Raw genomic sequence first — 11,988 nt, 5'->3', positions numbered from 1 at the left:
CACTGTTCCTGCCTGAGACCTGCCATTGTTTCTATGGTTTCGGAATGCTCAGAGCACGCCGTCCTTCGTGCCAGGCGCTTGCACCATCAGGTCGGCAAACCGCCGCGCCAGGACCGTCGCTTGCAACGGCAGGACCAGCGCACTGCGCGCTTCTGCATCGGGATCAGCCAAAGGCCGATAGATCAGGCCGTCGGAAGTGATGCTGGTCATTTGCCGGGGGACCACGGCAATGCCGAAGCCAGCTGCCACCAAGTTCAGCATCGATGTCTTTCGCGAGATGACCGCTGCCAGTTTGGGCACAAAGCCTCGGCGCAAACAGAGGTCGGTGACCAGCCGGGCCAAACCGCCCCGTTCGCGGTGGACGGCAGAGACGAAAGGCTCTGTCTGAAGGTCATCCAGGACAAGGGTTTCGCGGCTTGCCAGCGGGTGATTGGCCGGTAGCGCAACCCATAAACGCTCGGCTGGCAATTCGGTGAAGGTGACGGCGGGGTCGCGCCGCAAGACCGGCAGGCGGACGATGCCGATATCGGCCTTGCCGTTGGCGACTTCGGTGACCTGGGCTTCGGACGATATTCGGTCGAGGTCAATCCGCGCTTTTGGCGACTGTTCGAGGAATCGCCGGATCGACGGCATCAGGTTGGTGGCGGGGATGGAGCTGGAGTGCAACAGGCGCAGCACGCCGGCATCGCCTCTGGCCAATTGGGCGCCTTCTTCAGCAGCGGCCGATAGCAGCTTGTCGATGCTCAGGACGCGGTCACGGTAGCCCAAGCCGGCCGGTGTCAGACGCACGCCCCGGGGCTCTCGGGCAAAGAGCGCAAACCCCAGTTCCTTCTCCAGCAGGGCAATTTGCCGGCTCAGTGCGGGCTGGGCGACGAACAGGCTGGTCGCGGCATGGGTAAAGCTGCCGAGGTCCGCGACCGTCAGGAAATAGCGAATCTGCTTCAGGCTTGCCATGCGTTTTTGGAATGTATCAAGGGTAATTTTGATATTTGTCTTATACCGGATGGGCTTTCAAAATGAAATCTTTCTGTTTTGGCGCTCATCACGATCATGAACGAATTTGTTTCCCTGCTTCCTCTTGCCCATGAGCCTGTCTTCCTTGCGCTGGCGATGGGGGCGGTTGTCGCGGCCTATGCCGTCTTCACGCTGGTCGGCTTTGGTTCTGCGCTCATGGCCAGCGCACCATTGGCACTGGTCATGCCGGTTGCCAAGGTGGTGCCGATGCTGGCGATACTGGATTTTGGCGGCTCGTCCTTGCGCGGATGGCGGGCTCGCAAGGATGTTGCCTGGAAGGAATTCCGCCAGCTTTTTCCGGGGATGCTGCTCGGGCAACTGCTTGGGGTGCTGGTTCTCTCCCGCGTACCGGCAACGATGATGGCGGTCGTGCTTGGTCTATTCGTGGTGTTTCAGGGGATTCGCGGTTTCAGCAAAAAAACTCCGGCCGCGGATGTCGGTGTTTCTCCGGCAATTGCCTATGGCGTGTTTGGCGGTGTACTGGGGGGATTGTTCGGTAGCGGCGGCTTTGTCTATGCCTCGTATCTCGAACGGCGACTGGAAAACCGCGCCGCATTCCGGGCGACACAAGCCGTTCTGATTGCCTTGTCGACTGGCTGGCGTATCGTCCTGTGCCTTTCTGTCGGCTTGCTGGATCTCAAGCTCGTGGTGGTCACGCTGATCTTTGCGCCGGCGATGGCCCTCGGCGTTTATCTCGGCCAGCGCATTGATTTGCGGATTAGCCGGGAGCAATTGTTCCTGTTCCTCAATGGCCTGCTGGTGGCGAGCGGGTTGAGCCTGATTGCCAGGTTTCTCGCTTGATGCTTCTGCCGTTCATGTTTGTCTCACCTGCACCCCATGCCTGGTTGCTGCAATTCATTTCGGCAAATTGGCTCAAATGGGCGAAAATCAAAGCTCAAATGGTCTGTGTGAGTTAGGTGATGGCAAAGTTAGCCATGGGTGGTTCGAAGTCAGCCAAGCTGAAAGGGGTTGCCAGCCGGACAAGTGCCGCACCTTTGGTTTCCGGCGTCGGACAGTTGCCGGCGGCTTATGGCGTTTCGCCGCCGTCTTGTTTGGCGGCGGGGGCCTGGGTGGCTTACCGGGATCAGTTCCTGGACAGCTCGGCACAGGCGCAGATCAGCGAGATCCGTAAGGGGGCGCCAGCCAGTAATCCGGTCGGTGTGGCGGAGGCGTTGCATCCGGGCTTTATCGAGCTTGAATTCGCCGTGGTGTGCCCATTTGTTTTTGACCAGCGGCTACAGCCGTTGGCGGCCTGAGGCTGTCGCCATGGATTGCCGTCCGCATTGCGCCGCCTGTTGTATCGCGCCTTCGATTTCGTCGCTCAACAAGCCGGCCGGCGTGCCATGCCAGCACCTTGATGCCGATTTGCGGTGCGCTATTTTCGGCCAGCCGGAACGGCCATCATGCTGTGCTGGCCTGCAACCGGCGCCGGACATGTGCGGACTATCCCGCGAGCATGCGCTCAAATGGCTGGCCGAACTCGAGGTTTTGACACATCCGGGATAGTAGAATGCGGCCTCCCCAACTTGGTTGCGCCCCATGGACCCGATTCTTCTCCTCAAAGCCCTCATCCTCGGCATCGTCGAAGGGCTGACCGAATTCCTGCCGATCTCGTCGACCGGGCATTTGATCCTTGCCGGTGATCTGCTCAATTTCAACGATGATCGCGGCAAGTTGTTCGAAATTGTCATCCAGTCGGGAGCCATTCTGGCCGTCGTCTGGGAATACCGCGAGCGCTTGCTCAAGGTGGCCCGCGGCGCCTTCAGCGAGCCGGCTGCGCAAAAATTCATTCTCAACCTGTTTGTCGCTTTCCTGCCCTTGGCCATCCTCGGGCTGGCCTTTGGTAGGGCGATCAAGGCCCACCTGTTCAATCCGGTGACTGTGGCAAGCACATTTATCCTCGGTGCTTTCGTCATTCTCTGGGCCGAAAGGCGCGAGCACAAAATCCGCATTCAGACGGTCGACGAAATGAGCATGCTTGACGCGCTCAAGCTTGGCATTGCACAGGCTTTCGCGCTGATTCCCGGCACCTCGCGTTCTGGTGCCACCATCATCGGTGGCCTGCTGTTCGGCCTTTCACGCAAGGCGGCGACCGAATTCTCCTTTTTCCTGGCGATTCCGACGCTGATCGTGGCCACTTTCTATCAGCTCTACAAGGAACGTGCCCTGCTTAATGCCGACGACCTCGCCATGTGGGCCGTTGGCTTCGTTGCTGCCTTCGTTTCGGCCTTCCTTTGTGTGCGCTGGTTGCTGCGCTACATCTCCACGCATGACTTCACCGCTTTTGCCTGGTATCGCATTGCTTTCGGCATTGTCGTGCTGGCGACTTGGCAATTTGGCTGGGTGCAATGGGCCGCGGATTAATCGTTTATCTGCACGGTTTCTGCTCCTCGCCAGCGTCGTGGAAATCACGCTTGCTGGGCGAGGAAATGGCTCGGCGCGGCATGGCGGCACAGTTTGTCTGCCCTCAGTTGTCGCCAGTGCCGGATGAGGCCGTTGCCAGTGTCAGTCGTTTGATCGAACAGGCCAGTGGGCCGGTCACCTTGATCGGCTCCTCGCTGGGCGGGCATTACGCCAACCATCTGGCCGAAAAACATGGCTTGAGCGCGGTGTTGATCAATCCGGCAGTAACCGACCGCCTCGATTTGGAAAAATTTGTTGGCACTCATGCCAATTTTCACACCGGCGAGCAATTTACCTTTACCACAGCCCACGCTGCACAGCTGAAAGCGCAGGTTTCCATCCCGAAATCTGAGCGTTACTGGTTGTTGCTTGAAGAGGGCGACGAAGTGCTGGATTACCGTCAGGCACAGGCGTTTTACGCGGGTTGCCGGCAAACGGTGCTGCCGGGTGGCGATCACAGCTTCACGAAGTTTCCCGACTTTGTGCCGCAAATCATTGAATACGCTGGGCTATAATCCGTCGATGAACGTATTGTTTGAAGAAGATGGCGGCTTTAAGGCCGGCAGCATCATGGCCGACAACGATAGCTCGTTGCAGGTCGAAATGCCCTCCGGCAAGCGCAGCAAGATCAAGGCCGCAACGGTATTGTTGCGCTTTGAAAAGCCCTCTGCGGCTGCCTTGCTCGATCAGGCTACGCCGCTGGCCGAAGAGATCGAAGCTGAATTCCTGTGGGAGTGCGCAAGCGATGGCGAATTTTCGTTTCTTGATTTTGCCCGTGATTACTACGGACACGAACCCGCGCCGATCGAAGCGACGGCGGTGCTGCTTGCCCTGCACGCCGCGCCCGTCTATTTCCACCGCAAAGGCAAGGGCCGCTTCCGCAAAGCGCCTGCCGACATTCTCGCAGCTGCTCTGGCCAGTCTTGAAAAAAAGCGTCAGCAAGCGCTCACGATGGAAGGCTGGATTGGCGAGCTGAGAGAGTTCCGCTTGCCGCCGGAAATTGGCTTGCTGACCGATGCGCTGCTCTATGCACCGGATCGCAACAAACCGGAAACCAAGGCCTTTGAAACCGCCTGCGCCGAAGCGGGCCTGACGGCGGCGCAAATGCTCTTCAAGTGCGGTGCCATCAAGTCGCCGTACTTCCTGCATTACCGTCGTTTCCTGCACGAACAATTCCCCAAGGGCACGGCTTTCCCGGCGCTTGATGCGCCAAAGCTCCCGAGCGATCTGCCGCGCGCCGACGTCCGGGCTTTCTCGATCGATGATGCCAACACCACCGAGATCGACGATGCACTATCGGTCGTCAAGCTGCCCGGCATCGGCTCGCGGATCGGCATCCACATCGCTGCACCGGGGCTGGCCATCGAGCATGGTTCGCCACTTGACGGCATCGCCCGCGCCCGGTTGTCGACGGTTTACATGCCGGGCAACAAGATCACCATGCTGCCCGATGCCGTGGTCCAGAACTACACGCTGGCCGGTGGTGTCGATTGCCCGGCCGTGTCGCTGTACCTGACGGTCAATGAATCGCTGGAAATTCTCAGCCACGAGTCGCGGCTGGAAATGGTGCATATCGCTGCCAACCTGCGCCACCATGAAATCGAACCGTGGTTCAATGCCGAAACCATAGCCGGCCCGCTGCCCGACCAGCCATTCAAGGACGAGCTGGTTCACTTGTGGCACTTTGCCAATGCCTGCGAAGGCCGGCGCGGAAAACCGTCGGCCATGCAGGGCATCAACGACTACAACTTCGAAATCGTTGGTGATCTGGCCGATCCGGATGCCTGTTCCGTCGAGATTAGCGAACGCAAGCGCGGCAGTCCGCTCGACAAGCTGGTCGCCGAGTTGATGATTGTTGCCAATTCGACCTGGGGCGGCCTGCTCGCTGAAAAGAATATTGCCTGCCTGTACCGTGCCCAGACGCAGGGCAAGGTGCGCATGACGACTTCGCCGCTGCCGCATGAAGGCCTGGGCGTGCCGCAATATGCGTGGATGACCTCGCCGCTGCGTCGTTATTGCGACATGGTCAACCAATGGCAGCTGATCGCCTGTTTGAAAGGCGAAACCCCGGCTTTTGCCCAGAAATCGGCCGAATTGTTCGGCGCCATGCGTGATTTTGAGGTCACCTACGCAGCTTATGCCGATTTTCAGCGCCAGATGGAGCGTTACTGGTGCCTGCGCTGGATTCAGCAGCGCGGCTTGACTGAAATCGATGCGACCCTGCGCCGAGAACAGAGCGTCAAGCTTGACCATTTGCCGCTGCTGCTGCGGGTGCCTTCAATTCCGTCCGACCTGTCGCCGGGGCAGCGCATTCGTCTGGCAGTCGAGAGCCTTGATTTGCTGGCACCGGAAATTACCTGCCGTTTCCTTAATCTGCTTGGCGAAAGCGACGCTGCGGAAGTCGCGGAGGAAGCCGAAGAGGGAGAGGGCGCGTGACAAAGGCGGCCAGGCTGCGCGTATTGCCGACGGTCAAGCAAAACCGTCGCTTGTGGATTGCGCTTGGCGTTTCGCTGTTTATTCATGCCGTTCTGCTCGCGCTGGAATTCAAGTTTCCAGATGCTTCCAAGGCCTTTCGCGAAAGGGCCATGGACATCATCCTGGTCAATGCGAAATCGGCGCGCAAGCCGTCCGATGCTCAGGCGTTGGCGCAAGCCAATCTTGACGGTGGCGGCAACACAGACGAAAACCGCCGCGCCAAGACGCCGCTGCCGCCAACGCATCAACAGACGGAGGGGGATGCCGTTCAGCAGATGCAGCGCCGTGTTCAGGAACTGGAGTCTGCCCAGCAGCGGCTGCTGACGCAGGCCAAGAGTCTGCGCAACGTCAGCGCTGCGAAAACGGCCAGCGAACAGCCATCACCGGTGCCCAGTGTCAGCGGTCTTGACCTGGCCGAATCGGCTCGGGCGATGGCTCGGCTGGAAGGTGAGATCAGCAAGTCGGCGGATGAGTACAGCAAGCGCCCGCGCAAGAAGTTTGTCGGTGCTCGCACAGAAGAATACGGCCTGGCAGCCTATCTCGATGGCTGGAAGCAAAAAATTGAACGTATCGGCACCTTGAATTACCCCCCCGAGGCGCGCGGCAAGCTCTACGGTGCGGTGGTGATTTTCGTAGAACTGCGCGCCGAGGACGGTAGCTTGTTCAACGCGGAGATCTCCCGCTCTTCCGGTCACAAGGTGCTCGATCAGGCAGCCTTGCGCATTCTCCGGATGTCGGCGCCGTTCGGTGCTATTCCGCAGCAGGCGCTGGGCGGCGCGACGGTACTGTCCTTTGCCCGCACCTGGTACTTCACACAGGGCGATGCTCTGAATACGGCCAGCAAATGAGCGATTTGTACTGCGTCTTCGGCAATCCGATTGCCCATTCCAAATCGCCAGCCATTCATGCTGCCTTCGCGGTCCAAACGGCGCAGGATTTGCGCTATGAAGCGCGTCTGGCTGCGCTTGATGGCTTCGGCCTGGCTATTGCCGAATTCGTTGCGGTGGGCGGCAAGGGGGCGAATGTCACCGTGCCATTCAAGGAAGAAGCCTATCGTCTGGCGACGCGCCTGTCCGACCGTGCGGCGCGCGCCGGGGCGGTCAATACGCTGGTGTTCGATGGTCCTGAAGTTTTTGGCGACAACACGGATGGTGCTGGGCTGGTTCGTGACATCACGAACAACCTCGGTTTTTCGCTGGTCGGCAAGCGCATTTTGTTGCTCGGTGCCGGTGGCGCTTCACGCGGGGTCATCGCCCCGTTGCTGGCTGAAAAGCCGGCCTCACTGATCATCGCCAACCGCAGCGCCGACAAGGCCGTTGCATTGGCACAGGCATTTGCTGATATGGCGCCGCTGGGGGGCGGAAGTTTTGCAGAAACTGCTGGTAAAAGCTTCGATCTGGTAATTAACGCTACCTCCGCCAGCCTTTCTGGTGCAAGTCTGCCCCTGCCCCCGGGGATTTTTGCACCGGGTAGCCTGGCTTACGACATGATGTATGGCAAAGGTGAAACACCATTCCTGACGCTGGCCCGACAGCAGGGGGCGGCACGTTGTGCCGACGGTCTTGGCATGCTGGTTGAACAGGCGGCGGAAGCCTTCTTCGTCTGGCGTGGCATTCGCCCGGGTACTGCGCAGGTGCTGGCTGAGCTGAGAGCCAAGCTGGTCGCATGAAAATACTCGGCCGCTGGCTGAAATTGCTGTTGCTGGGCCTGATTGGCCTCTTCCTGGTCTGGCAGTTGTGGTTGCTCGGCTGGGTCTTGCTTTGGGGTTGGGTCAATCCCGGCGAAACCCGCTTTATGGCAATCCGTCTGGCCGAGTTGCGCCAGAAAGTGCCGGAGGCCCAACTCAAGCAGCAATGGGTGCCTTACGAGCGGATTTCCATTCACCTCAAACGCGCCATCATCGCGGCCGAAGATGCCAAGTTCGTCGATCATGAAGGCTTCGACTGGGAAGGCATACAAAAAGCGATGGAAAAGAACCAGAAGAAGGGACGTTTCGTCGCCGGTGGTTCGACCATCAGCCAGCAACTGGCCAAAAACCTGTTCTTGACGCCAACCAAGTCATACTTCCGCAAGGTGGAAGAGGCCATCATCACCTTGATGCTGGAAAATCTGTGGAGCAAAAAGCGGATTTTCGAGGTTTACCTGAATGTGATCGAGTGGGGCAATGGCGTGTTTGGCGCCGAAGCGGCCGCCCGTCATTATTACAACACCAGCGCTGCTCAGTTGGGGCCGGAGCAGGCGGCCCGTCTGGCCGGCATGGTGCCGAATCCGCGTTATTACGACCGGAACCGCAGTGCGCAGGGATTAGGAAGGAAGACCGCGATTATTCTCGCCCGGATGCCGGCTGCTGACGTGCCTTGAGGGCATCCGGCTAGAACGAGTTTGCCGGGGTTTTGCGCACAAAGGTGGTGCTACAATCGCACTTTGTTTTTGCAATGCAGCATTGGTGTGCCATGCCCGACGATACCCAGACCGAAGCAGATGTCCTCAAGGAGCATCTGGCCGATGTGCAGGAACTGCTGTCCAAGCACAAGCTTGTCGAAGATATGGTTCGGCGCCAGGAAATGCCACGTCACGAGCTTGTCGAAGGCTTGGTCCACAAGCAACATACCAATGAGCTTCGCGCGCTCTTCGCGCGGTTGCCGGTTGTTTCGGTGGCACTCATTCTCAGCGCCTTGCCCGAGGACGACCGGCTGATTGCCTGGAAGGAAATTGAGGAAGGTCGTCAGGACGACATTCTCGCATTGCTTTCGGACGAAGTTCAGGAGGTGCTGGTGGGGGATGGGCACCGTCCAAGCAAGAAGGTGATGGTCAATGCCTTCGAGTTGCACGATGGTCGGCTGAGACAGATCGTCGTCGAACGTCAAACAGACTTTGCTGAAATTTCACCGATCTGGATCGATCTGGTCGCCCCGACACCCAGGGTTCGCGAATGGGTTGGGCAGCATTTCGGCCTGGATCTGCCAGACCCCAAAAATCTGACAGACCTTGAAGCCAGTGCGCGCTTCTATATCGAGGATAACGGCGAACTGCACCTGCACTCCGATTTCCTGCTCGATATGGCCAACGAGTCTCGCAACGTGGCAGTGGCTTTCATCCTCCACGACGAGATTCTCTTCTCAGTACGCTCGGAAGAGCTTCCGGTTTTCCGGCTACAGCGTCATCGGGCTCGCACCCGGCCTGGCTATGTGACCGATGCCAAGGATGTCCTGCTCGATCTGTACGCCGCCGACGCCGAATACTCTGCCGATGCCCTGGAAGATGTCTATGCCTCGTTGGAGGCCGTCGCCAAGCACGTGTTGAGCACGCACCTGACCGACGAAGTGGCCGGGGTGATCCTGGCCGATGTAGCCAAGCAGGAAGACTTGAACGGGCGTATTCGTCGCAATGTGCTGGATACTCGCCGGGCCGTTGCCTTCCTGATGCGCGGCAAGTTCCTGGCGCCGGCACAACAGGAGGATGCCCGCCAGATCCAGCGCGACATCGAGTCGCTTGATGGTCATACCTCGTTCCTGTTCGGGAAGATCAATTTCCTGATGGACGCTGTGGTCGGCTTCATCAACATCAATCAAAACCAGCGCGTTTCGAAGCTGACCAAACTTTCCATCATTTTTATGCCGATCAATATCGTGGCCGGTATCGGTGGGATGTCGGAATTTTCGATGATGACCCAAGGAATTCCCTGGCCGGTTGCCTATGGGGGATTCACGCTGGGCATGGGCGTCGTCGGTTGGCTGACTTATCTCGCCCTGCGCCAGGCCGAGCGGCGCGAAGCGCAGAGCAAGCTGGAGGAGGCGAGAGCGGTTATGATTTCCTCATCTTCGGCGAAATCGGACTGATCTGGTTTCTTGCGGTACTGCGGTGCCCGGCTAGTATTCTTGGCGCATGGCGTTTTCGGTATCGGCGTGGCGCAGGCGCAGAGCGAGGGAGCGGGCCAGTGCCTGAAGCAGGGTCAGTGCCAGTTTCTTGTGCTCCTCGGAGAGGATATTGAACTGCTCCTGGGACAGGATGAAAAACTCCGTGTCGCTGGCGGCGACCGCATCGTTGCCTCGGGGCAAGCCATCGAGAAACGCCAGGCCGCCAAAAAAGTCTCCGCGGCCAAAGGTCGCCACATGTCTGGTTCGGCCCCCGCCCAACGGGGCAAAAATCTTTACCGAGCCGTACCGGATCAGGTAAATCTCATCTCCCGCTTCGCCTTGCGAATAGACGACATCGCCGGCGGCGTAGTGGCGTTTGACCAGACATTTTTCCAGATCAGCCAAGGTTTCGTCCTTGCGGTGCTTGAATAACTCCATCTCCTGGAGCTCTAGTGGCGTTTCGGTTTCCGGGCTGGCCTGTTCTTCTCGGCTGCCGAGCAGGCGATCCTCAACCCATTCGATGGCGCTATCCAGTTCGTCGAACAGGCGGACGCTTTCCGGGATGTCGGTGACGCCGGTCTGGGCCAGAAATTCGCGCAGATTACGATTATTCGGCAGGTTTTCCCGGACGTTGGACAGGATCAGCAGGGCGTTACGTTCAGCCAGTGAATCTCGAACCTGGCTGAGCAGGTGGGCTGCCGTGACATCCACCGACTGAATGCGCTTCATGTCGAGGATCACGAAATTTCGGCTCTTTAGCTCAGGCTCCAGCTGACTATAAAGCTGCTGGGTGGTGCCAAAAAACAGGCTGCCCTGCAGTTCGAAGATCACCGCCTGGTCCCCCTTCTTTTCGAGAATACGGGTCTCGGCTTCAGGGCGATGCCAGCTCGACGACATCTGGTTGACGTAGAACTTGTGGCGGACGACGGAGCCGCCGATCTGCTCGCGCAGAAAAAGGATGATGGAGAGCGCGACGCCGGTAGCCGAAGCGGCAATCAGGCCAATGGTCAGAGCGACGACGACGACGGTGACGACAACGCCGAAATCGAAAACCGTCGCCGAAGACTGAACAAAGCGCAGCGGTCCGCGGTCGATCATCCGGATACCGACCACGATCAGAATGCCGGCCAGTGCGGCAACCGGAATCCATGCAATGAAGCTGCTCAACAATAGCGCGAAGACAAGGGCCGAGATGCCTTCGACCAGGCCCGAAGCGCGAGTCATCGCCCCGCTGGACAGATTGACCAGCGTGGCGCCCATCGTGCCGGCGCCGGGAATGCCACCGACCGACGACGAGGCGATATTGGCAATGCCCTGGGCGACCAGCTCGCGGTTCGGGTTGTGTTGCGAGCGGGTCAGTTGATCGAGGACAACGCAGGTTTTCAGGGTGTCGATCGACAGGAGCACGGCCAGGGTCAAGGCATTGCCGAGCAGCGCGGCAACCTGGCCCAGTCGCAGATCGCCGATCTCGTTCCAGCGGGCGGTGATCGACTGGATGTAGCCTTCGCCGCTGGCGCCCAAGGGGCCGATGACAAGATTGTTGGCTGCGAGTTGGAGCAGGCTCTCGTCTTGCGACGCCAGGGCGAAATAGCAGGCAATTCCGGCGGCGATGCCGAGGATGGTGGCCGGCAGGCGTCGGGTCAGACCTGGGCTGAGCCACATGACGAGCATCGTTGTCAGGCCGACGGCCAGCGCTCGCCAGTCCCATAACGATGGGGTGTAAAGCACTTCGTACCAGCGGGCGCCGGTCGGCGTGCCGAGCAGTTTGCCAATCTGGCTGCCGATGATGATCAGGCCAACACCGGTCAGGTAGCCACTGACCACCGGGTAGGGGATGTATTTGATCAGTCGGCCAATGCCGACAAAACCGAAGAGCACCTGAAACATGCCGGCGAGCACGCCGAGCATCAGCAGCAACAAGATGATGTTGCCACCCGGTATGCCCTGGGCGACGAGTTCGATGGCGAAAGCCGAAAGCAAGGCGGCGGCCGGGGCGCAGGGGGCGCTGATCAGACGGTCGGTGCCGCCAAGGGTGGAGGCGATCAGGCCGATGACCGAGGCGCCGATGATTCCAGCCAGTGCGCCAAGCGCCGCATGGCTGGGGGCGATGGCCGAGTAGATCGTGACACCGAAGGCGATGGCCGCCGGCAGGGCGACGAGCATGGCCGCCAGGCCGCCCCAGAAGTCACCGCTCTGGTAGAGCTTCTTGAAGACATCCTGCATGGCGCCACTCCCTTTG

Annotated in this window: 12 protein-coding genes; 10 read left to right on the top strand and 2 right to left on the bottom strand. The window is 59.4% G+C overall.

All coding sequences use genetic code 11. The annotated features are described in order from the left end of the window. Positions 1-48: 48 nt before the first annotated feature. Positions 49-954: a LysR family transcriptional regulator gene (locus tag DARO_RS19970; protein ID WP_011289638.1), complete on the bottom strand. Its 906-nt coding sequence runs from the start codon at positions 952-954 to the stop codon at positions 49-51. 96 nt (positions 955-1,050) lie between these two features. On the opposite strand from DARO_RS19970, the gene DARO_RS19965 reads away from it, so the two are divergent. The 10 genes from DARO_RS19965 to DARO_RS19925 all read left to right on the top strand — a co-directional run bounded on the left by DARO_RS19965 (position 1,051) and on the right by DARO_RS19925 (position 9,731). Continuing rightward, positions 1,051-1,815, top strand: coding sequence for a sulfite exporter TauE/SafE family protein (locus tag DARO_RS19965; RefSeq protein ID WP_011289637.1), 765 nt, complete (start codon positions 1,051-1,053; stop codon positions 1,813-1,815). A 119-nt stretch (positions 1,816-1,934) separates the two neighbouring features. Next, positions 1,935-2,270: a hypothetical protein gene (locus DARO_RS19960; protein WP_011289636.1), complete on the top strand. Its 336-nt coding sequence runs from the start codon at positions 1,935-1,937 to the stop codon at positions 2,268-2,270. Between the two features lie 10 nt (positions 2,271-2,280). After that, the gene (locus DARO_RS23395; protein ID WP_011289635.1) at positions 2,281-2,520 is read left to right on the top strand and encodes a hypothetical protein; all 240 of its coding nucleotides are present in this window, start codon (positions 2,281-2,283) and stop codon (positions 2,518-2,520) included. Between the two features lie 33 nt (positions 2,521-2,553). Continuing rightward, entirely contained in the window at positions 2,554-3,378 is an 825-nt protein-coding gene (locus DARO_RS19955) for an undecaprenyl-diphosphate phosphatase (protein ID WP_011289634.1), read from the top strand. Next, positions 3,363-3,932, top strand: a complete 570-nt coding sequence (locus tag DARO_RS19950) for a YqiA/YcfP family alpha/beta fold hydrolase (protein WP_011289633.1) — start codon at positions 3,363-3,365, stop codon at positions 3,930-3,932. The genes DARO_RS19955 and DARO_RS19950 overlap by 16 nt, the downstream gene beginning before the upstream one ends. Positions 3,933-3,939: 7 nt before the next feature. Next, entirely contained in the window at positions 3,940-5,853 is a 1,914-nt protein-coding gene (locus DARO_RS19945) for an RNB domain-containing ribonuclease (protein WP_011289632.1), read from the top strand. Then, complete coding sequence (locus tag DARO_RS19940) at positions 5,850-6,740, top strand: TonB family protein (protein ID WP_011289631.1); 891 nt, start codon at positions 5,850-5,852, stop codon at positions 6,738-6,740. Before DARO_RS19945 ends, DARO_RS19940 begins: the two co-directional genes overlap by 4 nt. Further along, on the top strand, positions 6,737-7,561 hold the full coding sequence (gene aroE / locus DARO_RS19935; RefSeq protein WP_011289630.1) for a shikimate dehydrogenase: 825 nt from the start codon (positions 6,737-6,739) through the stop codon (positions 7,559-7,561). The genes DARO_RS19940 and aroE overlap by 4 nt, the downstream gene beginning before the upstream one ends. Next, the gene (mtgA, locus tag DARO_RS19930; protein WP_011289629.1) at positions 7,558-8,253 is read left to right on the top strand and encodes a monofunctional biosynthetic peptidoglycan transglycosylase; all 696 of its coding nucleotides are present in this window, start codon (positions 7,558-7,560) and stop codon (positions 8,251-8,253) included. The genes aroE and mtgA overlap by 4 nt, the downstream gene beginning before the upstream one ends. Positions 8,254-8,345: 92 nt before the next feature. After that, positions 8,346-9,731: a magnesium and cobalt transport protein CorA gene (locus tag DARO_RS19925; RefSeq protein WP_011289628.1), complete on the top strand. Its 1,386-nt coding sequence runs from the start codon at positions 8,346-8,348 to the stop codon at positions 9,729-9,731. A 30-nt stretch (positions 9,732-9,761) separates the two neighbouring features. Here the strand turns inward: DARO_RS19925 and DARO_RS19920 are convergent, their stop codons facing one another. Then, positions 9,762-11,972 (bottom strand): SulP family inorganic anion transporter, encoded by a 2,211-nt coding sequence (locus DARO_RS19920; protein ID WP_011289627.1) that lies wholly within the window; start codon positions 11,970-11,972, stop codon positions 9,762-9,764. Positions 11,973-11,988: the final 16 nt, after the last annotated feature.

It is taken from the genome of Dechloromonas aromatica RCB (assembly GCF_000012425.1).
This window is presented reverse-complemented; position numbering and strand designations above follow the sequence as displayed.